The organism is Pseudomonas sp. AC083, assembly GCF_979253165.1.
Window position 1 is genome coordinate 148,616 of the sequence record NZ_CEEDDH010000012.1, and the last position, 26,426, is coordinate 175,041.

24 protein-coding genes are annotated in these 26,426 nt (G+C 60.7%); 14 read left to right on the forward strand and 10 right to left on the reverse strand.

Annotation, left to right across the window (positions count from 1 at the left end):
• Positions 1–54 precede the first annotated feature (54 nt).
• From xylG to AC0IXA_RS18285, 4 genes are all read left to right on the forward strand, one after another.
• Complete coding sequence (xylG, locus tag AC0IXA_RS18270) at positions 55–1,611, forward strand: D-xylose ABC transporter ATP-binding protein (RefSeq protein ID WP_110599153.1); 1,557 nt, start codon at positions 55–57, stop codon at positions 1,609–1,611.
• On the forward strand, positions 1,612–2,748 hold the full coding sequence (locus tag AC0IXA_RS18275; RefSeq protein WP_471814213.1) for a sugar ABC transporter permease: 1,137 nt from the start codon (positions 1,612–1,614) through the stop codon (positions 2,746–2,748). It abuts the gene before it with no gap.
• Positions 2,749–3,269: 521 nt separating this feature from the next.
• Entirely contained in the window at positions 3,270–3,944 is a 675-nt protein-coding gene (locus AC0IXA_RS18280) for a cysteine hydrolase family protein (protein ID WP_122746501.1), read from the forward strand.
• Between the two features lie 13 nt (positions 3,945–3,957).
• A complete protein-coding gene (locus AC0IXA_RS18285) occupies positions 3,958–5,319 on the forward strand; it encodes a purine-cytosine permease family protein (RefSeq protein WP_471814215.1) in 1,362 nt (453 codons plus the stop codon).
• 130 nt (positions 5,320–5,449) lie between these two features.
• On the opposite strand, the gene AC0IXA_RS18290 is transcribed toward AC0IXA_RS18285, so the two are convergent.
• Together AC0IXA_RS18290 and AC0IXA_RS18295 are read right to left on the reverse strand one after the other, a co-directional pair.
• Positions 5,450–6,532 carry an alkene reductase gene (locus AC0IXA_RS18290; RefSeq protein WP_471814217.1) on the reverse strand — a complete coding sequence of 361 codons (1,083 nt, stop codon included), beginning with the start codon at positions 6,530–6,532 and terminating at the stop codon, positions 5,450–5,452.
• Between the two features lie 28 nt (positions 6,533–6,560).
• Complete coding sequence (locus tag AC0IXA_RS18295; protein WP_471814219.1) at positions 6,561–7,301, reverse strand: SDR family oxidoreductase; 741 nt, start codon at positions 7,299–7,301, stop codon at positions 6,561–6,563.
• A gap of 26 nt (positions 7,302–7,327) precedes the next feature.
• On the opposite strand from AC0IXA_RS18295, the gene AC0IXA_RS18300 reads away from it, so the two are divergent.
• From AC0IXA_RS18300 to AC0IXA_RS18330, 7 genes are all read left to right on the forward strand, one after another.
• Positions 7,328–8,353, forward strand: coding sequence for a LysR family transcriptional regulator (locus AC0IXA_RS18300; RefSeq protein WP_471814221.1), 1,026 nt, complete (start codon positions 7,328–7,330; stop codon positions 8,351–8,353).
• A 199-nt stretch (positions 8,354–8,552) separates the two neighbouring features.
• The gene (gene dctP, locus AC0IXA_RS18305; protein WP_471814223.1) at positions 8,553–9,548 is read left to right on the forward strand and encodes a C4-dicarboxylate TRAP substrate-binding protein DctP; all 996 of its coding nucleotides are present in this window, start codon (positions 8,553–8,555) and stop codon (positions 9,546–9,548) included.
• Positions 9,549–9,610: 62 nt separating this feature from the next.
• On the forward strand, positions 9,611–10,243 hold the full coding sequence (locus AC0IXA_RS18310) for a TRAP transporter small permease (RefSeq protein WP_110599141.1): 633 nt from the start codon (positions 9,611–9,613) through the stop codon (positions 10,241–10,243).
• Complete coding sequence (gene dctM, locus AC0IXA_RS18315) at positions 10,240–11,523, forward strand: C4-dicarboxylate TRAP transporter large permease protein DctM (RefSeq protein ID WP_073475087.1); 1,284 nt, start codon at positions 10,240–10,242, stop codon at positions 11,521–11,523. The genes AC0IXA_RS18310 and dctM overlap by 4 nt, the downstream gene beginning before the upstream one ends.
• 80 nt (positions 11,524–11,603) lie before the next feature.
• Positions 11,604–12,554: a TAXI family TRAP transporter solute-binding subunit gene (locus AC0IXA_RS18320; RefSeq protein ID WP_471814226.1), complete on the forward strand. Its 951-nt coding sequence runs from the start codon at positions 11,604–11,606 to the stop codon at positions 12,552–12,554.
• 71 nt (positions 12,555–12,625) lie between these two features.
• The gene (locus tag AC0IXA_RS18325) at positions 12,626–14,653 is read left to right on the forward strand and encodes a TRAP transporter permease (protein WP_471814228.1); all 2,028 of its coding nucleotides are present in this window, start codon (positions 12,626–12,628) and stop codon (positions 14,651–14,653) included.
• Positions 14,650–15,075: a DUF1850 domain-containing protein gene (locus AC0IXA_RS18330; RefSeq protein WP_336341343.1), complete on the forward strand. Its 426-nt coding sequence runs from the start codon at positions 14,650–14,652 to the stop codon at positions 15,073–15,075. Before AC0IXA_RS18325 ends, AC0IXA_RS18330 begins: the two co-directional genes overlap by 4 nt.
• Here AC0IXA_RS18330 and AC0IXA_RS18335 read toward each other — a convergent pair whose 3' ends face one another.
• The 4 genes from AC0IXA_RS18335 to AC0IXA_RS18350 all read right to left on the reverse strand — a co-directional run bounded on the left by AC0IXA_RS18335 (position 15,076) and on the right by AC0IXA_RS18350 (position 19,025).
• On the reverse strand, positions 15,076–15,876 hold the full coding sequence (locus AC0IXA_RS18335; protein ID WP_471814249.1) for an NADPH-dependent F420 reductase: 801 nt from the start codon (positions 15,874–15,876) through the stop codon (positions 15,076–15,078).
• The gene (locus AC0IXA_RS18340; protein WP_016774314.1) at positions 15,873–16,304 is read right to left on the reverse strand and encodes a MarR family winged helix-turn-helix transcriptional regulator; all 432 of its coding nucleotides are present in this window, start codon (positions 16,302–16,304) and stop codon (positions 15,873–15,875) included. The genes AC0IXA_RS18335 and AC0IXA_RS18340 overlap by 4 nt, the downstream gene beginning before the upstream one ends.
• A 141-nt stretch (positions 16,305–16,445) precedes the next feature.
• On the reverse strand, positions 16,446–17,753 hold the full coding sequence (gene dctA / locus AC0IXA_RS18345; protein WP_071171927.1) for a C4-dicarboxylate transporter DctA: 1,308 nt from the start codon (positions 17,751–17,753) through the stop codon (positions 16,446–16,448).
• 102 nt (positions 17,754–17,855) lie between these two features.
• Entirely contained in the window at positions 17,856–19,025 is a 1,170-nt protein-coding gene (locus AC0IXA_RS18350) for a mandelate racemase/muconate lactonizing enzyme family protein (RefSeq protein ID WP_024012582.1), read from the reverse strand.
• A 98-nt stretch (positions 19,026–19,123) separates the two neighbouring features.
• On the opposite strand from AC0IXA_RS18350, the gene AC0IXA_RS18355 reads away from it, so the two are divergent.
• Positions 19,124–19,999 carry a LysR family transcriptional regulator gene (locus AC0IXA_RS18355; RefSeq protein WP_024012581.1) on the forward strand — a complete coding sequence of 292 codons (876 nt, stop codon included), beginning with the start codon at positions 19,124–19,126 and terminating at the stop codon, positions 19,997–19,999.
• A gap of 179 nt (positions 20,000–20,178) precedes the next feature.
• Here AC0IXA_RS18355 and AC0IXA_RS18360 read toward each other — a convergent pair whose 3' ends face one another.
• A complete protein-coding gene (locus AC0IXA_RS18360; RefSeq protein WP_471814232.1) occupies positions 20,179–21,147 on the reverse strand; it encodes an oxidoreductase in 969 nt (322 codons plus the stop codon).
• Between the two features lie 87 nt (positions 21,148–21,234).
• Between AC0IXA_RS18360 and AC0IXA_RS18365 the strand changes: the two genes are divergently transcribed.
• Both AC0IXA_RS18365 and AC0IXA_RS18370 read left to right on the forward strand, forming a co-directional pair.
• On the forward strand, positions 21,235–22,161 hold the full coding sequence (locus AC0IXA_RS18365; RefSeq protein ID WP_471814234.1) for an AraC family transcriptional regulator: 927 nt from the start codon (positions 21,235–21,237) through the stop codon (positions 22,159–22,161).
• A 43-nt stretch (positions 22,162–22,204) separates the two neighbouring features.
• Positions 22,205–22,657 (forward strand): thiol-disulfide oxidoreductase DCC family protein, encoded by a 453-nt coding sequence (locus AC0IXA_RS18370; RefSeq protein WP_471814236.1) that lies wholly within the window; start codon positions 22,205–22,207, stop codon positions 22,655–22,657.
• Here AC0IXA_RS18370 and AC0IXA_RS18375 read toward each other — a convergent pair.
• The 3 genes from AC0IXA_RS18375 to AC0IXA_RS18385 form a co-directional block, all read right to left on the reverse strand.
• Positions 22,640–23,137, reverse strand: a complete 498-nt coding sequence (locus AC0IXA_RS18375) for a DUF2269 family protein (RefSeq protein WP_122601640.1) — start codon at positions 23,135–23,137, stop codon at positions 22,640–22,642. The genes AC0IXA_RS18370 and AC0IXA_RS18375 overlap by 18 nt on opposite strands.
• 1 nt (position 23,138) lies before the next feature.
• Positions 23,139–24,266, reverse strand: coding sequence for a saccharopine dehydrogenase family protein (locus tag AC0IXA_RS18380; protein WP_471814238.1), 1,128 nt, complete (start codon positions 24,264–24,266; stop codon positions 23,139–23,141).
• Positions 24,267–24,325: 59 nt separating this feature from the next.
• The coding region (locus tag AC0IXA_RS18385) for an autotransporter family protein (RefSeq protein WP_471814240.1) at positions 24,326–26,426 on the reverse strand (2,101 nt) is incomplete at its 5' end.

Sequence of the window (26,426 nt, forward strand, 5' to 3'; positions counted from 1 at the left end):
TCGCTCCCACACAGGTTCAGTGGTGTTTGAGTTCCTGGTATACGAGCCTTTTCCATGTCCGACTATCTGCTGCAAATGAACGGCATCGTCAAAACCTTCGGCGGTGTCAAAGCGCTCAACGGCATCGACATCAAGGTCCGGCCCGGTGAATGCGTGGGCCTGTGCGGCGAGAATGGCGCCGGCAAGTCGACGCTGATGAAGATCCTTTCGGCGGTCTATCCCCATGGCACCTGGGACGGTGAAATCCTCTGGGACGGGCAACCGCTCCGGGCGCAATCGATCAGCGAAACCGAGGCCGCCGGCATCGTCATCATCCATCAGGAACTGACCCTGGTGCCGGACCTTTCGGTGGCGGAAAACATCTTCATGGGCCATGAGCTGACGCTGCCCGGCGGGCGCATGAACTACCCGGCGATGATCCACCGCGCCGAAGCCTTGATGCGTGAATTGAAAGTGCCGGATATGAACGTGTCGCTGCCGGTTTCGCAGTACGGCGGCGGTTATCAGCAACTGGTGGAAATCGCCAAGGCCCTGAACAAACAGGCGCGTCTGCTGATCCTCGACGAACCCTCCTCGGCCCTGAGCCGCTCGGAAATCGAAGTGCTGCTCGACATCATCCGCGACCTCAAAGCCAAGGGGGTCGCCTGCGTCTACATCTCGCACAAACTCGATGAAGTCGCCGCCGTGTGCGACACCATTTCGGTGATCCGCGACGGCAAACACATCGCCACCACCGCCATGGCCGACATGGACATTCCACAGATCATCACGCAGATGGTCGGGCGCGAAATGAGCAACCTCTACCCCAGCGAGCCGCATGAGATTGGCGAGGTGATTTTCGAGGCGCGCCACATCACCTGCTACGACGTCGACAACCCCAAGCGTAAACGGGTCGATGACATTTCCTTCAGCCTCAAGCGCGGCGAGATTCTTGGCATTGCCGGGCTGGTCGGGGCCGGTCGCACCGAACTGGTCACCGCACTGTTCGGCGCCTACCCCGGACGCCACGAGGGCGAAGTCTGGCTGGACGGCCGACCGATCGACACGCGCACGCCGCTGAAAGCGATCCGCGCCGGCCTGTGCCTGGTGCCCGAAGATCGCAAGCGCCAGGGCATCATTCCGGATCTCGGTGTCGGTCAGAACATCACCCTCGCCGTGCTCGAGAGCTATTCGAAAATGACCCGCATCGATGCCGAAGCCGAACTGGGCTGCATCGACCGGGAAATCTCCCGTCTGCATCTGAAGACCGCAAGTCCGTCCCTGCCGATCACCAGCCTGTCGGGCGGTAACCAGCAGAAAGCCGTGCTGGCGAAAATGCTGCTGGCCAAACCGCGCGTGCTGATTCTCGACGAGCCGACCCGAGGCGTGGACGTCGGCGCCAAGTACGAGATCTACAAGTTGATGGGCGCGCTGGCCGCCGAAGGCGTGTCGATCATCATGGTTTCATCGGAACTGGCCGAAGTGCTCGGCGTCTCCGACCGCGTGCTGGTGATCGGCGAAGGCCAGTTGCGCGGCGACTTCGTCAACCATGAGCTGACCCAGGAACAAGTACTCGCCGCCGCCCTCAGCCAGCCCGGCAGCCATAACAATAATGATCGGAAAACCGCGTAAATGAATCAGGTCAAACAACTGTTCACCCGCTACAAGATGCTCGCGCTGGTATTTGCCGTGGTGCTGATCTGGCTGTTCTTCAGCTGGCAGACCGAGGGCGGCTTCCTCACCCCGCGCAACCTTTCCAACCTGCTGCGGCAGATGTCGATCACCGGCATCCTCGCCTGCGGCATGGTGCTGGTGATCATCAGTGGCGAGATCGATTTGTCGGTGGGCTCATTGCTCGGCCTGCTCGGCGGCCTCGCGGCGATACTCGACGTGGTCTATCACATTCCGTTGCTGGCGAATCTGAGTCTGGTCGCCCTGTGCGGCCTGATGATCGGCCTCGCCAACGGCTACATGGCGGCGTACTTGCGCATCCCGTCCTTTATCGTCGGCCTGGGCGGCATGTTGGCGTTTCGCGGGATTTTGCTGGGGATCACCGGCGGCACCACCATCGCCCCGGTATCGCCGGAGCTGGTCTACGTCGGCCAGGGATATCTGCCCCACGCGATCGGCACTGGCCTGGGTGTGCTGCTGTTTGTGCTGACGGTGTTCCTGACCTGGAAACAACGACGCAATCGCGCCCTGCATGGCCTGGCGGCGCATTCGCTGGTGCGTGATGTTGTGCGCGTGCTGGTGATCGGCGCGGTGCTGGCCGGTTTTGTTCAGACCCTCAACAGCTATGACGGCATTCCCGTGCCGGTGCTGCTGTTGCTGATTCTGCTCGGCGCGTTCAGCTACGTCACCAGCCAGACCGTGTTCGGCCGCCGGGTCTATTCGGTCGGCAGCAACATGGAAGCCACGCGCCTGTCGGGCATCAATGTGCAGGCGGTCAAGCTTTGGATCTTCGGCATCATGGGCGTGATGTGCGCCCTCGCCGGCGTGGTCAACACCGCACGCCTCGCCGCCGGCTCACCGTCCGCCGGCAGCATGGGCGAACTCGACGCCATCGCCGCCTGCTTTATCGGCGGCACCTCCATGCGCGGCGGCTCCGGCACCGTCTACGGCGCCCTCCTCGGCGCGCTGGTGATCACCAGTCTGGACAACGGCATGTCCATGCTCGACGTGGATAGTTACTGGCAGATGATCGTCAAGGGCAGCATTCTGGTGTTGGCGGTCTGGGTGGATGTGAGTACGCGCACGGCGCGGCGTTGATCGCGGCAAACCTGGAGGGATCTGCTTCAAAAGGGAGCAAGAACGCAAGCCGCTGCTACGCTACGTAACACAATATTATGGAATACCAGATACCAAAAAACGCTGTTTCAAACGCTTGGTCCGCTCTGGCTCAATGGCTTCGAGGGCCTTGCACAGCTTGGCCCGTATCTTGCTCCTCCAGTGCATATCGCGCTCAAGGTCTATGGCCATGCCTGTATCCTCCGCACAATTCGGCGACGCTCACACCCGCTCTTCAAGCGCGGCGTGTGCGTTGCCGTGTGCAGCCATGGCGCGTTATCTCCGTCGATTCCGCTCTTCGTCCTCCATCGTGCTGCCGCGGCTGCCATCCTGCGTGAGCGCGAAGCAAAACGGTTTCTGGCAGATAGTCAGGTAACTCCCCACGAGAGTCTCTCTCGATCTCTCGCAGTTTCCGCCTTGGCGGATCGCTGCGCACCGTCATTACCGAGTTTCCAGGTGAGTCCCTCCGGCTCGCCCGGCGCTCTGCATCCGGAACAAACCTGATGAACCAAGACACCGCCTTGCTTGTGATCGATATGCAAAAGGAAGATGGCTTCCCGCTCGAACGCTTCGATCAAGTGGTCGATAACGCCGCGTCCCTGATCGATCGCGCTCGCCAGTTGCATATCCCGATTTTCTATACCCGCCATGTCAACGACGCTCCGGGCCGCGATCTGGCGCTGGGCGAACCGGTAGACGACCAAGGCAGGCCAACGACTTACCGCGCCGGCACATCTGCGATCGAGATCATTGACGCCCTGGCACCTCGAGACGCTGACGTCGTCATCGATAAACGCCGCTACAGCGCCTTCCACGGCACCCGTTTGGCTCAGATGCTCAACCGCCGAGGCATCAAGCACCTGGTGGTCATCGGCGTGCTGACGGATGTGTGTGTCATGAGCAGTCTGTTCGACGCCTATCAGCACGACTTCCAGATCAGCCTTGTCGCTGACGCCTGTAGTGCGACTACAGAGGGAGCGCATTACTCGGCACTGTTCATCCTTTCCAACTGGCTGTACGGGCTGGAGCTCTTCACCACCGAGCAGTTGTCGAGACGCTGGAACAACGAGCCGGCAACATCGCTTCGAACCGCCGAACCCGATCACCTCGCCTTCCAGCCAGATGAATTCCCACAAGTCGTAGCGCGCTTTCAACGCCGCCTCGTCGACGCCTGCTGAACGGAGAACAGACATGAAAGTTGAAAAACGCAGCATCGACTTTATCCCTGAGAGCGAGCGTCACGGTCGGCCACGTTCCCTGTTCTTCGTCTGGTTTGGTGCCAACGCCAACATCACCACGGTAGCGGCTGGAGTGTTGCCCATCAGCCTGGGACTCAATCTTTTCTGGAGTGCGCTATCGATTCTTATCGGTTCGCTGATTGGTGCAATCTTCATGGCTTCGCACTCCGCGCAGGGTCCGAGACTGGGCATTCCGCAGATGATCCAGAGCCGGGCACAATTCGGGGTTTTCGGCGCCATCGTCCCGCTGCTGTTCGTCATGCTTATTTACTTGGGCTTTTTCGTCAGCAACACGCTGTTGGCTGCTCAGGCGGTGAGCGACCTGAGCCCGTTGAGCACCGCTGGCAACATCGCTCTGCTGGGCGCGGCATGCTTTCTGGTCGCGCTGTTCGGCTACCAATTGATTCATCGCGTGCAGAAGCTGCTTTCGCTGATTTCGATTGCGGTGTTCGGCATCGCCACCCTGTTCGCCCTCGCGCTGCCGATAGAGACCGGCCAATGGACCGCGCAGGGTTTCAATCTGGTCAGCTTCCTCGCCTCCGTCAGCATCGCGGTCACTTGGCAATTGTCCTACGCACCTTACGTGGCGGATTACTCTCGCTATTTGCCGAGCGACACTTCCACTCGCCAAGTGTTCTGGTACAGCTATGCCGGTACCGTGATCGGCGGAAGCTGGATGATGTTGTTAGGCGCCGTACTGGCCAAAGGCATGGTGGGGTTCTCCGATAACGTCGGGCTGCATCTGATAGGCCTGCTCGGAGGAGGCACGCTGCTGATGGTGGCATTCGTGCTTTACGGCCAGATCGCCATCAACGTGTTCAACCTGTATGGCGCTTTCATGTCGACGGTCACGATGATCGAGCCTTTCTCTGCGCTCAAAATCACTCCGTCTGTACGTGCGGGATTCCTGCTGATCATCTGCACGACCGCTACCGGTTTATGCACTCTGGCGCAGGACGATTTTCTGCAGTTCTTCCTGAATTTCATCTTTTTCATGAGCTACTTTCTGATCCCCTGGACGGCGATCAATCTTGTCGACTACTACGCGCTGCGCAAAGGCGTTTACCGGATTACCGACATCTTCGATCCGGCAGGTATCTACGGTCGGGTGAACGGGACAGCAATCGCAGTATTCCTTTGCACCATTGCTCTGGAAATTCCGTTCATGAACACCTCGATGTACGTCGGGCCTGTTGCCACCAGCCTGCAAGGCGTCGACCTGGCGTGGGCCGTTGGCTTGCTGTGCCCTGCGTGCGCTTACTACGCCCTCATGCGCCGGCGCGGTTCGCTGTTGATCAAGGCAACGGGAGTCTGACTGAGCAGAGCAGATCTGCTTTCCATAACCCGGAGATAGGGGCTGAGGTCTGTCAGCGCAGACGTCAGCCCCCCTTCGGACCAGCGCGCCAAGGCATGCACTGCCTTGGCGACTGGCACTGATGCTCAATTCAAATGCCATCCAGCCCCGGATAATCCACATACCCTTCCCTGCCCTGGCTGAACCACGTGCTCATTTCGCTTTCCACCAATGGCAACTGCCGAGCGAATCGCAGCGGCAAATCTGGATTGGCAATAAACGGCCGTCCAAACGCAATCGCATCGGCGAATCCGGCATCCAGTTGCGCTTGAGCCCTGGCGAAACCGTAATCCGAATTGAGGATCAGCACGCCTTTGAACACTTCGCGGATCGCCCCGGCCAGCGGTGGTCGTTCGGACTTGCCGAAGGTGCCGTCCAGCGGCGGTTCGCGGACTTCCAGATGAGCAATGCCGATCAATGACAGCACTTCGGCGGCGCGGATGAACAGTGTTTCGGGATCACTGTCGCGGATGCCCTGTTCATAGCTGCTTGGGGTCAAGCGCACGCCGGTGCGGTCGGCGCCGATGACTTCGGCGACCGCCTCGGTCACTTCCTTGAGCAAGCGGATGCGGTTGTCGACCGAACCGCCATAGGCATCGCTGCGGAAATTGTCACTGTCGCGCAGAAACTGGTCGATCAGATAACCGTTGGCGGCGTGGATCTGCACGCCATCGAAACCCGCCTCGATTGCATTGCGGGTCGCCTGTCGAAAGTCTTCCAGCAATGTGGGGATTTCTTCCAGCGGTAACGCGCGCGCCGGGGTATACGGCTGCTTGCCTGCATACGTATGCGCCTGCCCCGGCGCGGTGGTGACCGATGCGGAAACCGGCTGGCCGCCGCCAAGGAAACTCGGGTGCACGACCCGGCCCATGTGCCACAGCTGCGCGATGATCCGGCCACCAGCGCCATGCACTGCGTCGGTGACCTTACGCCAGCCGGCGACCTGTTCGGCCGACCAGATGCCCGTCGCGTACGGCCAGCCCAGACCTTGCTGGCTGATGCCGATCGCTTCGGAAATGATCAGGCCGGCGCTGGCGCGCTGGCGGTAATACTCGACCATCATCTCGGTCGGGACGTGTTCGCGAGTGCCGCGCGCGCGGGTCATCGGCGCCATCAGGATACGGTTGGGTAAATCGAGCGCGCCGAGGCGCAGGGAATCGAATAACGATGTCATGTTCAGGCTCTCAAAAAAGTGGGCTGGGTCAAACCAGGCGTGCGCCGCCGTCGATGTTTAGTACGGCGCCGTTCATGAAGGTGTTGCTCATCAGGAACACTGCTGCCGCACCCGCCTCTGCGGCTGTGCCGAGGCGATGCAGGGGCAGCACCTGCTCAAGAGAAGCGACGAACGCATCACGCCCCTCGCCCAGTGCCTTGCCGAGAATCGGGGTGTTGATCGGGCCGGGCGACAGCGTGTTGACCCGCACGGGTGCCAATTCCAGAGCCAGACCGCGAGCCAGTGCTTCCATCGCTGCCGAGGCGGCGGCGAGCACGGCGGTGCCGTAGGCATTCGGGCGATCAGCCAGAGAGCCGGAGATAAACGTGATCGAGCCGTCTCTTGCCAGCCTGTCGCCAAGAACCCGAATCGCATTGATCGATGCCCAGATGCGTTCATCGAACGCGCGGTGCAGATAATCGAGATCAGCCGCGAGCACGGTGCCAGCCACAAACGAGCCGGCGAGCAGAACGAGGTGATCGACCTTAGGGATATCGGCCAGGGCAGTTTCGAGAGCCTGGCTATCAGTCACGTCGGCCGCGCGCCAGCCATCGAGCCCATGTTCGCTGGCGGCCTGCTCGGCACGTGCGGCGTTCGAACCGATGACGATGACCTTGGCGCCGACGGCTTTCGCTTGCACCGCAGCGGCAAGGCCAATGCCGGAAGTGCCGCCGAAAATGACCACGGTTTTGTCGTTGAGTGTGGATGGCAGGTTTTGGCTGATGTTCATGCTGAGTCTCCGTCTGGAACACCTGAATGGCGTTCGATGGACAAAGACTACGGTTCGGAAGCCACATTGATAATTGGGCCGAAAGTCGCTTTACTAGTGCCATGAAGGCACAAATTGGATTGGATCGTTTAACCGGGCTTATCGCCTTTGCACGCGCGGCTTCGCTGGGCAGCTACACGGCTGCCGCTCGAGCATTGTCGGTGTCGCCGTCGGCCATCAGTAAAAGCGTGCAACGACTCGAAGAGCATTTCGGGCTGATGCTGTTTACCCGCACCACCCGCTCGCTGGTACTCACCCCGGAAGGCCGTGATCTTTACGAACGGGCGCTGCGGATTCTGCGCGAAGTCGAAGACATCGATCAGGCCGCCGTCGCCTCCCGCGCCGAGCCTTCGGGGGTATTGAAAGTCACAGCGCCGTTGCCCATCGGATTGAATATCCTCGCGCCAGCCCTGCCGAGGTTTCGCGAGCAATATCCAAATGTGACGGTCGATCTGCGGCTCGGCGATCAATATGCCGACCTCATCGAGCAAGGCATTGATGTCGCGGTTCGGGTTGGCAATCTTGCCGACTCACGTCTCATCTCTCGGCCGCTTGGGCCACATCGAATCGGTGCGTTTGCCTCGCCGGACTATTTGCAGCGCAAGGGTACTCCGCTTACGGCCGAGGATCTCGCCGAGCACGAGTGCGTGAATTTCCGCTATCAAAGCACCGGGCAGACTTTGCGCTGGCCGTATCTGGCCGGAGACAGACAGTTGGAACTGGCACCCGACGCGGCCTTCACCGTTGATGCCAGCGATGCGGTCGCGGCGGTGCTGGCTGCCGGCGGCGGCATCGGTATTTCGCCGTACTACGTCGCGGCGGCGTATGTTCGTCGGGGCGAACTGGTCCCGGTGCTGCCACAGTTCACCGTCGAACGCTTCGCCATTACCGCGTTGTGGCCGGAGAGCCGTCGCGGTAGCCCGAATGTCAAAGCGTTCACGGCGTTTCTGCTTGAACTGTTCCCTGCCACGCCGCCTTGGGATCAGGTCATCGAGAATGCGGTGAAACATTGAAGGGAGCTCGCTCGGCTGGATGCATCATGCCGGAGCTCAATGCGCGGATCAGAGTTCGACCTTTCGTTGGTGTTTTACCCTTTCTCGCCAATTCCCCGGCAAATCAGATATTTCTGCCTAGACTTGAACATGTCTCGGCACTTGAACGCGTTCAGCGCGTCGAGCGGTCATCACAATAAAAACAAGAGGAATCACCCAGATGCTCAGATCTCTGTTCAGCGCACTTGCCTGCGCTTTGGCGGTAAGCAGCATGAACCCGGCCATGGCGGCAGACCTGGTTATCATCAAGTTCTCGCATGTGGTCGCTGACCAGACGCCCAAGGGGCAAGGTGCGTTGCTGTTCAAGAAACTGGTCGAGGAACGCTTGCCGGGCAAGGTCAAGGTCGAGGTGTATCCCAACTCCTCGCTCTTTGGTGACGGCAAGGAAATGGAAGCGCTGTTGCTCGGCGATGTGCAGATGATTGCGCCGTCGCTGGCCAAGTTCGAGCAGTACACCAAGTCAGTGCAGTTGTTCGACCTGCCCTTCCTCTTCAATGACATCAACGCTGTCGACCGCTTTCAACTGAGCCCGCAGGGTCAGGGCCTGCTCAAATCCATGGAAAGCAAAAACATCACCGGCCTGGCTTATTGGCACAACGGCATGAAACAACTGTCGGCCAACAAGCCACTGCGTGTACCGGCGGATGCGCGCGGCCTGAAGTTCCGGGTGCAGGCCTCGGCGGTGCTGGAGGAGCAATTCAAGGCGGTGCGCGCCAATCCGCGCAAGATGAGTTTTGCCGAGGTATATCAAGGCCTGCAGACCGGTGTGGTCAACGGCGCAGAGAATCCTTACTCGAACATCTACAGCCAGAAGATGCATGAAGTGCAGAAATACATCACTGAATCCAACCACGGTGTACTGGACTACATGCTGATCACCAACACCAAATTCTGGAACGGCCTGCCACCCGACGTGCGCAGCGAACTGGACAAGATCGTCGTGGAAGTCACCACCCACGTGAACAAGGAAGCCCAGCAACTGAACGAGGGTGACAAGCAGCGCATCCTTGCCGCCAAAACCACGGAAATCATCACGCTTACGCCAGAAGAACGTGCGCAATGGCGCGACGCGATGAAACCGGTGTGGAAGAAGTTCGAAGGCGAAATCGGCGCTGAGCTGATCTCTGCCGCCGAAGCCGCAAACCAGGCGCAATAATCGCAAGGCAGGCGCCGCTGCGTCGGCGCCTGCCCGTCTTCACTCGACGTGAGATGCCATCCATGAAAGCGCTTCGGCGAATCTGGGAACACTTCGAGGAAGGCTTCATCGTCTTCCTTCTGGCGGCCATGACCCTCGTCACGTTTGTCTACGTGATCCTCAATAACTTCTACAGCCTGTTTTACTGGCTCGCCGATCATTGGCCGGCGGCCAGTGTTCCGCTGTTCGCTGTTGGCGATCAGATCATGGGCATGGCGCAGGCCATGACCTGGAGCACTGCCCTGACCAAAGCGCTGTTCGGCTGGCTGATTTTTTTCGGCCTGGCTTATGGCGTGCGCACCGCCGGGCATATCGGTGTCGACGCACTGGTCAAACTGGCGCGCAGATCGGTACAGCGTTACATCGGCATCCTCGCCTGCCTGTGCTGTCTGGCCTACGCGGGGCTGCTCGCCGTCGCCAGCTTCGAATGGATCGAAACCTTGATGAACGCCGGTATCGGTGCCGAGGATCTTGGCCATTTCGGCGTCATGCAGTGGCATATCGGGTTGATCGTGCCGCTGGGCTTCGCGCTGGTGTTCATCCGCTTCGCTGAAATTCTCCTGCGCATCCTGCTCAATCGTCAGACCGGCCTCGGGCTGGCCGATGAGGCGGCCGACGCGCTGAAACTTGCCGAACACGAGGAAGACAAGCCATGACCATTGCCTTCCTGTTCGTGGCCCTGTTCGCCTTGATGTTCATCGGCGTGCCGATCGCCATCTCACTGGGCCTGGCCGGCTCCCTGACGATCATTTTCTTCAGTCCCGACTCGGTGCGCTCGCTGGCGATCAAACTGTTCGAGACCTCGGAACACTACACGCTGCTGGCCATTCCGTTTTTCCTGCTGGCCGGGGCCTTCATGACCACCGGCGGCGTCGCCCGCCGGCTGATCGACTTCGCCAACGCCTGTGTCGGGCATATTCGCGGCGGCCTGGCCATCGCGGCGGTGCTGGCCTGCATGCTGTTCGCCGCCCTCTCCGGTTCAAGTCCCGCCACGGTCGCTGCGGTGGGCTCGATTGCGATTGCCGGGATGGTCCGTTCCGGCTATCCGCAGGCGTTCGGCGCAGGGATCATCTGCAACGCCGGTACGCTGGGCATCCTGATCCCGCCGTCGATCGTGATGGTGGTTTACGCCGCCGCTACAGAAACTTCCGTGGGCAAGCTGTTCATGGCCGGCGTGGTACCGGGCCTGCTGCTGGGCACGGCATTGATGGTGGCGATCTACATCGTTGCGGTGAAGAAAAATCTCCCCGCCTTGCCGCGTGCGACGCTTCGCGAGTTTCTGAGTACGGCACGCAAAGCTATATGGGGCCTGTTGCTGATGGTGATCATCCTCGGCGGCATCTATTCGGGCATGTTCACCCCGACCGAAGCCGCCGCCGTGGCCGCCGTCTATTCGGCCTTCATCGCTCTGTTCGTTTACAAGGATCTGACCTTTCGCGAGACCCCCAAGGTTCTCCTCGACTCGGCCAAACTGAGCATCATGCTGATGTTCATCATTGCCAACGCCATGCTGTTCGCCCACGTGCTGACCACCGAACAGTTACCTCAACAAATCACTGCCTGGGTGATCGAAGCCGGGCTGACACCGGTGACGTTTCTACTGATGGTCAACATTGTGCTGTTGATTGCCGGCGCGTTCATGGAACCGTCAGCGATCATCCTGATCCTGGCGCCCATTCTTTTTCCCATCGCGATGAAACTGGGCATCGATCCGATTCACCTCGGCATCATCATGGTGGTCAACCTTGAGATCGGCCTGATCACGCCACCGGTGGGCCTGAACCTGTTCGTGACCTCGGCGGTGACCGGCATGTCCTTGCCCGCCACAGTCAAAGCCGCGATGCCTTGGTTGTCGATTCTGCTGTTGTTCCTGATCCTGATTACTTACGTGCCGTGGATCTCACTGGTGCTGCCGAACTGGCTGGGGATGAACTGAAGTCGCGATCACGTTCAGCCGGGATCGACTAAAGTGCAATCACTCTGCTTAAAACCATAACAAGACGGAGAAGTGCCCCCATGCGAGTCAAAACACGCTTTGCCCTGCTGGCCGCCGCCACGCTGACCCTTAGCAGTGCTGCGCAGGCCGCGCCCGTGTTCATCAATATCCTCACCGGCGGAACCAGTGGGGTTTACTACCCGATAGGGGTCGGTCTGTCGCAAATCTACAGCGACGGTATTGCCGGTTCGAAGACATCGGTGCAGGCCACCAAAGCGTCGGTGGAAAACCTCAATTTGCTACAGGCCGGTCGCGGCGAATTGGCCCTGGCTTTGGGCGACTCAGTGGCCGACGCCAAAAACGGCGTGGAAGACGCCGGTTTCAAAGCCCCGCTGACCAAATTGCGCGCCTTGGGCGGCGCCTATCCCAATTACATTCAAATCGTCGCCAGCAAAGAGTCGGGGATCAAAACCCTCGCCGATCTCAAGGGCAAGACCATCTCGGTCGGCGCCCCTAAATCCGGCACTGAATTGAATGCGCGGGCGATATTCAAAGCGGCTGGCCTGACCTACGAGGACATGGGCAAGGTGCAATATCTGCCGTTTGCCGAATCGGTGGAATTGATCAAGAACCGGCAACTGGATGCCACCCTGCAATCGTCGGGACTGGGCATGGCCGCCATTCGCGACCTGTCGTCGGTGATGCCGCTGAACTACGTGGCTATCCCGAGCGAAGTGGTGGCAAAAATCGGCAATCCGGCCTATCAGAGCGCAATGATCCCGGCCAACACCTACGACGGCCAGGCCGAAGCCGTGCCCACCGTGGCAATCACCAATATTCTGGTGACCCGCGCCGACCTGCCGGATGACGTCATCTATGACATGACCCGCCTGCTGTTCGACAACCTGGGGCGCTTGGGTAACTCCCATTCGGCGGCCAAGGACATCAAGCTGGAAGCGGCTGCGAAAAACCTGCCGATCGCGCTGCACCCCGGCGCCGAGCGCTACTACAAGGAAAAAGGCGCTTTATAAGCGCTTGTGCGCAGTGGCGTGACGGCCACTGCAGCGTCGATTCCTTTGCGTGGTCATGAGGAAGGCAGCCAATGAGTGACGAGCATCACGGTATTTCCGCGAACCCACGGGACTGGCCGAAAACCCTGTTTTACGTAGCGTTGCTGTTCTCGATTTTCCAGATCGTCACCGCAGCCTTTTCTCCTCTCTCCAGCCAGGTGCTGCGTGCGGTGCACGTCGGTTTCCTGCTGTGGGTGGTGTTTCTCAGTTATCCGGCACGCGGCACAGACCGTCCGTGGCAACCGCTGGCCTGGCTGCTGAGCCTGGCCGCCATCACCACCGCGCTGTATCAATGGGTGTTCGAGGCCGATCTGATCCAGCGCTCCGGTGACCTCACCTCGGCCGACCTGATGATCGGCATCGTATTGATTGCCCTGGTCTTCGAAGCCGCGCGACGGGTCATGGGCATTGCGCTGCCGGTGATTTGCGGGCTGTTCCTGGCGTACGGCCTGTTCGGGGAATACCTGCCCGGCGAACTGGCCCATCGCGGCTACGGTTTCGACCAGATCATCAATCAGCTGTCGTTCGGCACCGAAGGGCTGTACGGCACGCCGACGTATGTGTCGGCGACCTACATTTTCCTGTTCATCCTGTTTGGCGCGTTTCTTGAGCAAGCCGGCATGATCAAGCTGTTTACCGACTTCGCCATGGGCTTGTTCGGTCACAAGCTGGGAGGCCCGGCAAAAGTGGCCGTGGCCTCGTCGGCATTGATGGGGACAATTACCGGCTCCGGGATCGCCAACGTCGTGACCACCGGGCAATTCACCATTCCGCTGATGAAGCGCTTTGGCTATCGCGCCGCGTTCGCTGGCGGCGTGGAAGCCACCTCAAGCATGGGCAGCCAGATCATGCCTCCGGTGATGGGCGCGGTCGCCTTCATCATGGCTGAGACGATCAATGTGCCCTTCGTCGAAATCGCCAAGGCGGCGCTGATACCGGCCCTGCTGTATTTCGGTTCAGTATTCTGGATGGTCCATCTGGAAGCCAAGCGCTCCAACCTCAAGGGCCTGCCCAAAGACCAATGCCCGAGCGCATGGGGCGCAGTGAAAACCAGTTGGTACTTGCTGATTCCTCTGCTGGTCCTGGTTTACCTGCTGTTTTCCGGGCGCACACCGCTGTTCTCGGGCATGGTCGGCCTGGCATTGACTGCCATCGTGATTCTCGGCTCGGCGATCATTTTCCGCGTGCACAGTTTTGGCCTGCGTTGTGCGTTCTGGATTGCCCTGGGCGTGCTCTGCACAGGTTTTTTCCAGCTTGGCATCGCGGTGATTTTCGCGGTCATTGCCGTCCTGGTGCTGGTCTGCGCTTTCATCAAGGGCGGTCGCGACACGCTGCTGATCTGCCTGCACGCGCTGGTCGAGGGCGCCCGCCACGCGGTACCGGTGGGCATCGCGTGCGCACTGGTCGGCGTCATTATCGGTATCGTTTCGCTCACCGGCGTCGCTTCGACGTTTGCCGGCTACATCCTCGCCATCGGCCGCGACAACCTGCTGCTGTCGCTGATCCTGACGATGATCACCTGCCTGGTGCTGGGGATGGGCATTCCGACCATTCCCAACTACATCATCACCAGCTCGATCGCCGCGCCCGCGCTGCTGGAGCTGGGCGTGCCACTGATCGTGTCGCACATGTTCGTGTTCTACTTCGGCATCCTCGCCGACCTGACCCCGCCGGTCGCCCTCGCCTGTTTTGCCGCCGCGCCGATCGCCAAGGAAAGCGGCTTCAAGATCAGCCTGTGGGCCGTGCGCATTGCGCTGGCCGGTTTCGTCATCCCGTTCATGGCGGTCTACAACCCGGCACTGATGCTGCAAGGCGACAACTTGTGGGCGACTGCCTACATGCTGATCAAGACTCTTCTGGCGGTTGGTCTCTGGGGCATGGCGTCGACCGGTTTTCTGCAACAGAAAATGCTGATCTGGGAACGGGTGCTCAGTCTCGGCGCCGGCGCCCTGCTGATCGTGGCACTGCCGGTGACCGATGAAATCGGCTTCGCACTCGCGATTCTGGTAATCGTGCAACACGTCTGGCGCTCGCGGCGCGCAGCAACGGCCAATGCATGATCGGCTTGTGCCTGGGTCTGGCCGGCAGTATCTGGGCACAGTTGCCGGTAGCGAACTTCACCCTGGCATGGAACCACAGCATCGAAAAGATCCGCTGGGAGGAAGACTACCGCGTCACGGCCCAAGGGCTGGTTCTTGAGCAGGCCAGGGTTCGCGGCAACGGCGCTGGCATGGAGATACCCGACGATGCCCGGCTGGAGAACGGCAGTTGGCATTTCCGACGCCACTTGCCGCCGCTGCAACCACTGCAATTGGGCCGAACCCCGCAGGCCGGCGATTACCAGTTATGCATGGATGGCAAGTGCGAACTGGTCAGCCGATGGGTTGGGCCGGCCACTGTCAGCGAGCCGTTTTTGCAGTTGTGGGGGTGTGAGATGACCACGCTATCGCCATCGCATGAAGGCCAAGCCGCTCATTTCTGATCAAGCGGTCATTTCCCGATTGATCGCAACCATCTGCTCGCGGGTGAACTCAGTGCCGGGCGCCATGAATCGGGCCATCAAGGCATCGCGGTTCAGCGGCGCGCGGGCCTTGTCCGCAGTTTTAAGCGCCTGTTTCAGTTCCGGCAGGGTCAGTTCGGTGCAGTAAGCCGGGGTTCCGGGCTGTTGACGCCAGGAGTCCTGAAGGCCGCCCGCAGCAAGCGCGGTGAATCCGGTTTCTTCGACCAGATCCTGCGCGATCGCCTCGGCACGCACATCATCGCCGGCGACTGGCAAGGCGATGCGAGTTGCGGATTCGGCAGGTTGACCTTGATCGGCCAGCGTAGCGGCGAGTACGGCATTCCACGCTTTGATCAGCGGGCGGCCGATCTGCTCGCTGACCCAGACGCTTTCAGGCTTGCCGTCGTCCACTTCCTTGATCGCCCCATCACGCTGCGGGTAGTAATTGGAGGTATCGATGACCACGACTTGCTCGGGAACCTGGCTCAGCGTCTGCTTCAAATCAGGGTATCGGGCGAAGGGAATCGACAGGATGATCACATCGACATCGGACACGGACTGCTCTTTGGTGACAGCCTTGGCACCGACTTCTTCAGCGAGTGCCTGAATGGTTTGCGGGTCTTTCGAATTGGCCAGTTTGACCTTATGACCGCACGCAGCCAGCTTGCGCGCCAGTGTTGCGCCGATGTGGCCGGCGCCGATAATTCCGATGTTCATTTCAAAACCCTCTCTGTTACGTGTGTTATCGCCTGGTTGAGCGCGCTTTTGGACTGGTGGGCTCAGTCAGCCGCCGGATGGGCAAGCGCATCCAGCGTCAGACGAAGCGCCTCAATCCCCTGCTCATCAAGCTGGCAGGCCGTCTTGATCTTGCCGGTGATGGCTCTGATATCGTCTTCCATGGCCCGGCTTTCGGGCGTCAGGTCGATCAGCACGCGGCGCTCGTCTGCCGGATCGCGCTTGCGCGTGACCAATCCGGCGCCTTCCAGACGTTTGAGTAGCGGCGTGATGGTTCCCGCGTCCATGGCCAGGTAAGTGCCGAGTTCGCCCACAGACAATGGCGCGCCATCCAGAAGCTGCAGGATCACCAGATACTGCGGAAAGGTTAAGCCCAGTGGTTCCAGATACGGCTTGTGCAAACGCACGACACGGTTGGCAGCGGCGTAGAGTGCAAACGACAGCTGCGTTCCCACGTGATTTCGGTTCGAGCTCATTTCATAGTTCGCTATTGTATAGTGCACTATATATTTCATGAGTACGAAAGGGGTGTCAACCCAGGCAGCCCGTGCGGTGTCGTTCAGCACCTCTATCTGCGATCCGGATCGCCAACAGAGGTGCTGATCGCCACGCTTGGTTTACTTGTGCGCCAGCAGCGCCTTGCGTGCAGCCTTATCGTGCTTCATGGCGGCGATTTCCCGCTCGCACGCTTCGACATCGAAGGAGTTGTCCCACTTGGCAATGGCAATGGTGCCGATGCCGTTGCCAATCAGGTTGGTCACCGCTCGCGCCTCGTTTAGGAAGCGGTCGATGCCCAACAGCAACACCAGGCCCACCAGAGGTATGGAGTGAATGGTGGTGAGCGTGGCCGCCAGGGTCACGAACCCTGCTCCCGCCACACCGGCCGAGCCCTTGGAGGTCAGCAGGAACACGCCGAGCAGGATCATCTGATCCATGAAGGTCAGCGGCGTGTTGGTCGCCTGGGCGATGAAGATCGCCGCCATGGTCAGGTAAATGCAGGTGCCGTCCGCGTTGAACGTGTAGCCCGTCGGCAGGACCATGCCGACCACGGATTTCTTGCAGCCGAGCTTTTCCAGTTTGACCATCATTCGCGGCAGCACCGCTTCGGTCGAACAGGTGCCCAGGGTGATCAGGATTTCATCCTTGAAATAACGCAGAAACTGCATCAGCGGCATGCCCGACCATCGCGCCACCGCGCCCAGCACCACGACGATGAAGATCAGCGTGGTGATGTACAGCGCGACCAGCAACTGCCCCAGCGACAGCAGAGTGCCGATGCCGTATTTACCGATAGTGAACGCCATGCCAGCCCCCGCGCCCAACGGCGCCAGACGCATGACCATCGCGACGATTTTGAACAGGCCTTGCAGGAACAGATCGATGGTGTTGATCAGCGGTTTGCTGGTTTCGCCCATTTGCACCAAGGCGACGCCCATCAGCACCGACAACAGAATCACCTGCAGCATGACGCCATTGGAGAAAGCGCCGAGGAAGGTGTGCGGAATGATATTGAGGAAGAATTCGACGAGGCCGCCCTGCTCGCTCGCCGCCTGGCTGTATTTGTTGACAGCGCTGCCATCGAGGGTGCCGGCGTTGATATTCATGCCGGCGCCGGGCTTAACCACGTTGACTACGATCAGGCCGACCACCAGAGCGATGGTGGAAAGAATCTCGAAGTAGATCAGCGCTTTCACACCGATGCGGCCGACCTCCTTGATACTGCCCATCTTGGCGATACCGACTACCACGGTGCCGAAAATAATCGGCGCCAACAGCATCTTGATCAGCTTGATGAAACCGTCGGCAAACGGCTGCAGCTTGGCGCCGATGTCGGGCACGAAGTAACCGATGGCAGCGCCGATGACGATGCCGATCAGCACTTGCACATAGAGCTGGCTGTACCAGCGTGATTTTGAAGTTTCCACGGAAGCACCTCATTTTATTGTTGTGGTGGGCATGTGGCTTTGGCGTCGAGGATGACGCCTGAAAATGCGGCCTCGGAAATCGAGGCCGCAGATGAAACCGAATCAGCCCTCGCCCAGTTCGCGCATGACGGCATACAGCGCAGATTTGGCTTCGAAGCCGACGCCCGGGATATCCGGCAGTCCGACGTAGCCGTTTTCCACGCGGATACCATCGGCAAACCCGCCGAATGGCTGGAACACGTCCGGGTACGATTCGTTGCCGCCCAGGTGCAGACCGGCGGCGATGTTCAGCGACATCTGGTGACCGCCATGTGGCACCACGCGGCGCGAAGACCAACCCAGCTCTTCCATCACTTTCAGGGTGCGCATGTACTCAACGAGCCCGTAGGACAACGCGCAGTCGAATTGCAGGTAGTCGCGGTCCGGGCGCATGCCGCCGTGGCGCAACAGGTTGCGGGCGTCCTGGTGAGAGAAGAGGTTTTCGCCGGTGGCCATCGGCAGTTCGTAGTGATTGGCCAGCTCAGCCTGGAGCGCATAATCCAGCGGGTCGCCGACTTCTTCGTACCAGAACAGGTTGTACTTTTTGATCGCTTCGGCGTAGGCAATACCGGTCTGCAGATCGAAGCGGCCGTTGGCGTCGACGGCCAGGCGCTGGCCGTCGCCCACCACTTCGAGCACCGCTTCGATGCGGCGGATATCTTCGTCCAGCGGCACCGCGCCAATCTTCATCTTGACTACGTCGTAGCCACGATCCAGGTAGCTCTGCATTTCGGCCTTGAGTTTGCTCTGGTCCTTGCCCGGGTAGTAATAACCGCCCGCCGCGTAAACCCAGACTTTGTCATCGGCGACGCCGTTGCGATAACGATCGGCAAGCAGGCGATACAGCGGCTTGCCTTCGATCTTCGCCACCGCATCCCACACCGCCATATCGATGGTGCCGACCGCTACTGAACGCTCGCCATGCCCGCCCGGTTTTTCGTTGGTCATCAGGGTTTTCCAGATGGCGAACGGATCGAGGTTATTGTTCTCGTGATCGATCAGGGTTTCCGGGTCGGCCTCGGTGATCCGCGCCAGAAAGCGATCGCGCATCAACGCGCCCTGGCCGTAGCGACCGTTGGAGTTGAAGCCGTAACCGATGACCGGTTTGCCGTCGCGAATCACGTCGGTAATGACCGCAACGACCGAGCAGGTCATCTTCGAAAAATCGATGTAGGCATTGGCGATCGGGGAAGCAATGGAGACGGTTTTTTCACGGATATCGACGATACGCATGACGGGTTCCTCTTGTTGTGGTGACCCAACGTTATGCGTTGCGACGACACCCGCCCAATGCTATTAATGCCGCGCCCTATGCACAGGAGGCATTGCCCTTGGAACTGGTTTGGCTTGAGGATTTTTCAGCGCTAGCCGAATACGGCAGCTTCGTCCGGGCCGCCGAAGCGCGCCATGTGACGCAGCCGGCGTTCAGTCGCCGAGTGCGCTCGCTGGAGAACTGGATGGGTGTGGAATTGTTCGTGCGCACCCCGCAAGGTGCGACGTTGACCGAGGCCGGCCGGCAGATTCTGCCCAGCGCCCAGGAAGCGGCCAGACGCCTTTACCGCATGCGCTCCGAGGCCCAGGAAGTGGCTGGCATGGCGGCGAAAACCTTGCAGTTCGCCGCCACTCATTCGCTGTCATTCACCTTCTTCCCACGCTGGTTGCGCAGCGCCGAAAGTGGCGCGCCGATCGATGCGGTTCGCCTGCATTCCGACAGCATGGCCGTGTGCGAACAGATGCTGATTCATGGCCAGGTGCAGTTCCTGCTATGCCATCGCCACCCCGACGTTCCGCCATTACTGGCGCCTGATCAGTTCATTGGCAAGAAGGTTGGCGAGGACGTACTTGTGCCGCTGGCGAGCGCTTCAGCCCAGTTCGGCACGTCGCCTGAAACCCTGCCTTATCTGGCCTACACCCACGAATCCGGCCTGGGCCGAATCGTCGCCCACAGGTTGCATGGCAAGGCTGATTATCTGCACTTGAAACCATTGTTCAGCAGCCACTTGGCCGCAGTGCTGATGTCGATGGCGCTGGAAAGCAAAGGCGTGGCCTGGCTGCCGAAAAGCCTGACCGAACAGGAAATGGCTGACGGGCGTCTGGTCAGGGCACTGGATGAAAGTTGGGATATTCCCCTGGAAATACACCTGACTCGCCCGACGGCTCCGATCAGTCCGTCGGCCGAGGAATTCTGGGCGAAGCTGGGGGAGTAACTCTATCGAGCAGCCCCTCCCAGCCCTCTCCCGAGGGAGAGGGAGCCGCTTTGGGAGCTGTTCAAGAACTGAGTTCGCCCCGGTATTTCAGGTCGGCGAATTTCCACTAAACACCTCGGTCAGTCCCCTCTCCCTCCGGGAGAGGGTTAGGGTGAGGGGCTTTTGGCCTTTGACTCGATTTATGCGACCGTCAGCCCCGTCCATTGCTCCGACAACCCCCAAAGTCGCTCAGCCAGCTCAGCATCCGCCGCCCATTGCGCAACACCCTTGCGGCCTGCTTCCGGTTCATTGACCGGCGCAACATTGCAGTCTTCGCAATACACGCCGCCCAAATCCGCAAGCAATGCACTGGTCGCGCACCACAACCCCGTCGCCGCGCCCTGCTCCAGCGTTTTCAGCCCATTCTGCGCATCGAGCCGTGGCCGGCCCTGCTCATCCAGCGCATCGAATGCGGCAAGTTCCGCTGTGCTGAGGTGCCGTGCCAGATCCGTCAGAATCTGCCCGGGATGCAACGAGAACGCGCGAACGCCATGGCGCCGTCCGCGCTGGTCGAGTGCGATGGCAAACAAGGCATTGGCCGTTTTCGACTGGCCATAGGCGAGCCATTTGTCATACGGCCGCTGCGAGAAATCAATGTCATCAAAGTCGACCCCGGCAATCTGATGCCCGCGCGAGGACACCGACAGCACCCGCGCCTGCCCAGCCCTTACCAGCGCGGGCCAGAGGCCGCAGGTCAGGCGGTAATGACCGAGATGGTTGGTCGCGAACTGACTTTCATGGCCATCGGCATCGCGCAGCAACGGGGCGGCCATGATTCCGGCGCAGTTGATCAGCAAGGACACTGGCTGACCCGCGCTGACCAGGCCTTGGCTGAACGTTGCCACCGAGTCAGCCTGCATCAGATCCATGGGCATCACGCGGACACCTTCAACACCGGCCAATGCCACCTCTGCCCGCTCCGTATCTCTGGCCGGCACAATGACCTGCGCCCCAGCCGCCGCGAGGCTTTTCACCGTCAGCAGACCGAGGCCGGAATAGCCGCCGGTGACCACAGCGAGCTGCCCGCGCAGATCGATGCCCGCCATGACTTCAGCCGCTGTGCTGGCGGCGTTGAACGGTGATTGCACAGGTTGTTGAAGCGTGGCCATGGGCGTAATCCTGAGTGAGCTATCGAAGGCCTTCATTCTTGGCTAAGCTCTCCGGACGAACCAGTCTGATAAATCCAGGTTTCTGTCGTGATCATCCAAAATCCTGCTGGCGATCCACTTTCTGCCGTATTGGCACTCTCGGAACTGCGCGCAGCCTGCTCGGTTCGCTTGCAAGCGGGCGGTGTCTGGGCGCTGCGTTTCCAACCCATCGAACTTAAATTCAACGTTGTGCGACGAGGCGAATGCTGGCTGCGCATGCAAGGCATGCCGGCGCGCCTGTTGCAGGCCGGCGACTGTTTTGTGGTGTCGCGCACGCCGTTCATTCTGGCCAGCGGCGCCGATGTCGAAGCGATTAACGCAGCGGATGTTTTCGCCCATGACGGCGCCTCGGCAACCTTTGGCGTCGGCGAGGACGTTGAGTTGCTGGGCGGCAGCGTGTCGCTGTCGGCCCCCGGCGCAACCGAGCTGTTCGATGTGCTGCCCGCCTCGCTGATCATTCGTGCCGAAACCGCAGGCGCCTCGTCGTTCGGTTGGCTGCTTGATGAACTTGGCCGCGAGTGGCCGTCACATCAGGCCGGCTCGCAGGCGATGTGCAACGACCTGCTGCGGCTGATCTTCATCCATGCGTTGCGCCACCACATCAACAGCGCGGATGCCGAACAACTGGCCTGGCTGGGCGGACTGCGGGAACCGGCGATTGCCGGCGTCTTGCGCGCCATTCACGCTGCTCCGGAAAAGGCCTGGCGACTCACGCAAATGGCCGAGATGGCCTGCATGTCGCGATCGGGTTTCGCCGCGTTATTCAAAAATTGCATGGGTGTAGCGCCGGTTGAGTACGCCACGCGCTGGCGGATGCGCGTGGCCGCGTTCCGCTTGCGCAATGCTCGGGACAATGTGGCCACTGTCGCCGCGTCACTGGGCTATCTGTCCGACGCGGCGTTTGGCGCTGCATTCCGCCGCGTGCACGGAATATCGCCGGGGCAATACCGGCGATCCACTCTTATAGTCCGATGATCGAGGTTATGATCGCGACACCCGCCGCCAAGGACATCCGCCGATGCCTGCCATGAAAACCCGCCCCACCTCCGCGCCATTGCTCCAGCCCGGCGAAACCGTGGTGCTGTTCGACGGTGAGTGCAAGCTCTGCAACGGCTGGGCGCGGTTTCTGATTCGGTATGACCGTCAGCGCCATGTGCGTCTGGCGGCGGTGCAATCGCCCGAAGGCCAGGCCTTGCTGGCGTGGGCCGATTTGCCCCTGGATGAGTTCGACACCATGGCGGTGATTCGCGACCGCAATTATTGGGAGCGATCAGATGCATTCCTTGAGGTGGTCGGGCAACTGCCAATGCGCTGGCAGCCGCTGAAACTGCTGCGCATCTTCCCGCGTCGTCTGCGCGACTGGGCTTACGATCGCATCGCGCTGAACCGCTATCGGCTGTTCGGCAAGTACGACACTTGTCTGCTGCCGACTGCGGATCATGAAAGCCGTTTTCTAAAAGCCCACGGCTGACCCGATCAGTTGCAGCGGCGTCATCTTCGTCACCATCATCAGCACGATGACAAACATCCCGGCGAACCCGGCGACGCCCATCCAGAACCACCAGCGGTACGTGCTCGCGTAGCGATCATCCAGAGGCAGGCTACCTTCGCCCGCGCTCAGCGCCATGCTCTGCAAACGCTTTTGCAATACCAGCACCGGCAGCCACAACGCGCCGACACAGAAGAAAATGATCAGCGAAGTCAGCAGCCATTCGGTGCTCATCGAAAGCCCCGAGAGCCGCATCAGCAGATAGCCGGTAATGACCTGCACAAACCCGGCCGGCGTGGTGATCCACGTATCAAAGCGCACCACCATTCGTGCGACATGGGCGATCACTTGCGGGTTGCCGCTGCGGCTGGCGGCGATCAGGTAGAGGTAGGAGCCCATGCCGAAACCAAAGAGGAAAATCGCCGCAATGACGTGCAGGTACTTCAGGCAGAGATAGAGCATCTCAACGCTGCCCTTCGGCGAACTGAACCGACAGACTCAGATTGGCCGGATCGTTGATCGCCGCCAGATATTCATCGACGCTGATTTCGCCAACACACGGCCGCGCGCCGGCCTGCGGTACATAACCCCGAGCCATTTTGATCGCGAGAGCGACGGCGGCGCAGCTGGGGATTTCCGGGCCTTTGTCATTCAGCGCGGTGAGTTGCGCGGTCATGCTCAGCGGCTGGTCGTCAACTCCGATGCCTTGAACATCGATGTACATCGCGCTTTTGCCATCACCGAAGCGTTCGAACCACGTGCCCAGTCTATGCAGGCGCGCCGCCCAGCGCACATGATCGCGCACCAGACCAAAGCGCAAGGCTTGCGCGAGCAAGGCGTTGGCGACACCGCCGAGCTTCAGGCCGGCGCCAGCCTTGAAGCGCAGCGTCTGGGCGCCATAGCGGCGTGCGAAAATATCCATGTCCGGCACATCGACATTGGCCAGCACCCGCTTGCCCAGTTGCGGCATGCTGCGCAGGGTCAGGTCGAGCCAGCCCAATACTTCGTGAACCTGGCCGTTTTTCAATTGTTTGATCGGTTTGCCGGCATAGGCGAGCACGCCTTCGACCGTGGACAGCCCCGGCATTTTTGCCGAGGAAGAAATGCCATGCTCGATGGAGTCGATTCGGGCGAAGCGCGGGCGCTGCTCATCGATGATCGCCGAAGACAAGGTCGGCACCGAACTGCAACCGCTGAGCAGGGCCACACCAGCCTCCCTGGCGCGGGCGTCGAGCACATCGATGCCGTTGACGAAGGTGCGGCAGTCAGCCAGATCGCAGTAATTCACGCCGGCGCTGATGCAGCTTTCAGCCACTGCGTAGGATTGCCCCTGAAACGGTCCGCCAGTGTGCACCACTAACTGGATATTCAGCTCGCGCAGCGCCGCTTGAAAATCCGCGCCTGTCGCATCACCGCACCACCCTTCGCAAGCTCGGCCCGACTGCGTTTGCAGCTCGTCAACCTTGCGCTGCAACTTGTGCGCATCGCGGCCCGACAGCAGCAGTTCAATCTCTGGCATCTGCGCCAGATGCCGACAAACGATACTGCCGAAATTGCCGTAACCACCGACGACCATCACCCTGAATGCCATTGCCCTGTCCCTGTTCCAGCCCAAACGTGTGGCGCAGAGGATATAGGGCGCAGCGGCACTCAGAAATTTATTTTGAAACCCAGCATTGCGTCATAGCCGTGGCTGTCGCCATCAAAGCCTTGTCGATAACCGGCCGAAGCGGTGAACGTGGTGCGTTGGTTGGCCTGATAATCGACGCCGACATTGACCTCGCCCCACGTGCCCTGAATGTCTGACTCGAACGGGATGTAACCCGACTCTGAGGAAAACTCGGTCTTCGGCTGGCCCTTGAATTCATGCCAGACGCTGGGGCGGATCCACGCGTTGGTGCGCCGGGCAGTCTTGTCGACGCCCTCGGTTTCCCAGTCTTTGGCAATGCGCACACCGGCGCGGCCGACCAGCGAATCGACGTCCTTGAAACGCACATTGGCGCCAGCGTCATCGCTGCTGTCCAGATCGACGTAGCTGTAGATCGCCTGCAACTGCGGCTCGATGTACCAGTCTTTGTCAAACTCGTAGGGATAGCCGTTTTCCAGCGAAGCGGTGTAGCCCCAGCCACGGGTTTTCAGTTTCGCCAGGTCGCTGGGTTTGGCTTCGATGTCGAAGCGGTTGACCTGCACGACCCCGTCCAGATACCAGCCGGACGGACCGAAATGGGTCCAGTAGGCGCCGACACCGTAGGCGCGCAGGGTGTCTTCGCCGGCAGCGCGGCGAGTGTAATGGCTGACGCCGGCATTGATGGTGCCCGCCGACAACGACAGGCCTGCCTGTTCGTGACTGCCATCGGGGCGGACCTTGCGATACAGGTCGGCGCCGACCTGAAATGCGGTCAGGTCGTAGTTGTATTCCGGGGTATTGCCCAAGGCATTCTTGCGATCGCCGTCCTGTTTGCCGCTGCGATAGATCACCCGGCCCCAGCCCATCGAGGGCGCCAGTGTCGATTCGTCTTCCTTGGGCAATGGCTCGCCACGATTCAGGCGTTCTTCGCCGACCCGTTCATGAAGCGTATCGACCATGGTCCGGCCGTAAACCAGCGCCAGCGCGGGCACGGCGCCGTAGAGCGACACCTCCGGGCGGTAATTGGGCACCGGCGCCGGGCCAGGATCGGGAGCTGGATCAGGAGCAGGACCGGGTGGAGCCGGCGGGCTCGGCGGTGTCAGCGCATCCGAACGCAAGAACCAGGTATCGCGAGCGCTGCCATCCTCGGCGCCTTGTTGCAGGCGATATTCATATGGCCCGGCGACCACGCGTCGGGCGAGGCGAAAGGCATTGGCGTCACTCGCGGCTTCGGTCTTGTTCAGCAACTCGACCACGGCAATGCCGTTGCCCTGAGTCAGGTCGCCCTGCCCGCCGACATTGCGCACGACGACACCGGTGGCGCCGCCGCTGGCGGTTGCCGTCGAGTCGACCACCAGCATGTCGGACAGGCTATTGGGCCCGCCGCTGTTGAGCGTGGTGTTGAGCAGCACCCTCCCGCCGTTCGACACAAACACCCCGCCGCCATCGGTGCCAGCGCTATTGGCGCCGCTGATCAGCAAGACGTTGCCGACCGTGTTGCTGCCCGCCGCCAGATCCAGCGTGCCGCTGTTGCTGAAACGGCTGACGCCGAGTATCTGCCCCTGCACGGCGCCCCCCGGTATCGGCGCGTTGGCGGTTTGTCCCAATGGCAGATAAGCGCCGCTGCTGCTGAAGTTGACGATGCCGCTGGCCGGTTGCGCCGCCAGTTGAATCAGGCCGCTGTTGTCGATGCTGCTGGAGCCCGCCGTGCCGAGGTTGCTCACCGCGACGTTCCAGCTGTCGCGAGTGCCGCTGCCGCTGCTGTCGAAGAAATCTCGCAGAATCCACGTGCCGCTGTTGGTGATGGTGCTGCTGGCGCTGATCGCGCTTACCGAACCGGTGATCAGCCCGGTGTTATTGAGCGCGAAGGTGCTGCCCGGCGTGGTCGCATCGGCGCGCACCGCCGAATCGCTGAGCGCACCAATGGCGCCGGCGTTGGTCAGGGTTTGCGTGGCGCCGCCGAGGGCAACCCCACTGCTGTCGGCCCAGCCACCTTGCAGGGTGGCACTGTTGCTGACGCTGGCGTTGCCGCCTTCGGTCAACGCATCGATGGCCGAGGAGCCAGCGCCGCGTGCGCTGATCGCACCGCTGTTGTTCACCGTCACGTCCGCCGCGCCGCTGGCC

Coding starts and splice junctions, on each gene's coding strand:
- dctP (WP_471814223.1), top strand. CDS start 8,553: ATGCTCAGATCTCTGTTCAGCGCACTTGCCTGCGCTTTGGCGGTAAGC.
- AC0IXA_RS18310 (WP_110599141.1), top strand. CDS start 9,611: ATGAAAGCGCTTCGGCGAATCTGGGAACACTTCGAGGAAGGCTTCATC.
- dctM (WP_073475087.1), top strand. CDS start 10,240: ATGACCATTGCCTTCCTGTTCGTGGCCCTGTTCGCCTTGATGTTCATC.
- AC0IXA_RS18320 (WP_471814226.1), top strand. CDS start 11,604: ATGCGAGTCAAAACACGCTTTGCCCTGCTGGCCGCCGCCACGCTGACC.
- AC0IXA_RS18300 (WP_471814221.1), top strand. CDS start 7,328: ATGGCGTTCGATGGACAAAGACTACGGTTCGGAAGCCACATTGATAAT.
- AC0IXA_RS18280 (WP_122746501.1), top strand. CDS start 3,270: ATGAACCAAGACACCGCCTTGCTTGTGATCGATATGCAAAAGGAAGAT.
- AC0IXA_RS18350 (WP_024012582.1), bottom strand. CDS start 19,025: ATGCGTATCGTCGATATCCGTGAAAAAACCGTCTCCATTGCTTCCCCG.
- AC0IXA_RS18275 (WP_471814213.1), top strand. CDS start 1,612: ATGAATCAGGTCAAACAACTGTTCACCCGCTACAAGATGCTCGCGCTG.
- AC0IXA_RS18360 (WP_471814232.1), bottom strand. CDS start 21,147: ATGGCCACGCTTCAACAACCTGTGCAATCACCGTTCAACGCCGCCAGC.
- AC0IXA_RS18330 (WP_336341343.1), top strand. CDS start 14,650: ATGATCGGCTTGTGCCTGGGTCTGGCCGGCAGTATCTGGGCACAGTTG.
- AC0IXA_RS18375 (WP_122601640.1), bottom strand. CDS start 23,137: ATGCTCTATCTCTGCCTGAAGTACCTGCACGTCATTGCGGCGATTTTC.
- AC0IXA_RS18370 (WP_471814236.1), top strand. CDS start 22,205: ATGCCTGCCATGAAAACCCGCCCCACCTCCGCGCCATTGCTCCAGCCC.
- AC0IXA_RS18290 (WP_471814217.1), bottom strand. CDS start 6,532: ATGACATCGTTATTCGATTCCCTGCGCCTCGGCGCGCTCGATTTACCC.
- xylG (WP_110599153.1), top strand. CDS start 55: ATGTCCGACTATCTGCTGCAAATGAACGGCATCGTCAAAACCTTCGGC.
- AC0IXA_RS18380 (WP_471814238.1), bottom strand. CDS start 24,266: ATGGCATTCAGGGTGATGGTCGTCGGTGGTTACGGCAATTTCGGCAGT.
- AC0IXA_RS18285 (WP_471814215.1), top strand. CDS start 3,958: ATGAAAGTTGAAAAACGCAGCATCGACTTTATCCCTGAGAGCGAGCGT.
- AC0IXA_RS18295 (WP_471814219.1), bottom strand. CDS start 7,301: ATGAACATCAGCCAAAACCTGCCATCCACACTCAACGACAAAACCGTG.
- AC0IXA_RS18340 (WP_016774314.1), bottom strand. CDS start 16,304: ATGAGCTCGAACCGAAATCACGTGGGAACGCAGCTGTCGTTTGCACTC.
- AC0IXA_RS18325 (WP_471814228.1), top strand. CDS start 12,626: ATGAGTGACGAGCATCACGGTATTTCCGCGAACCCACGGGACTGGCCG.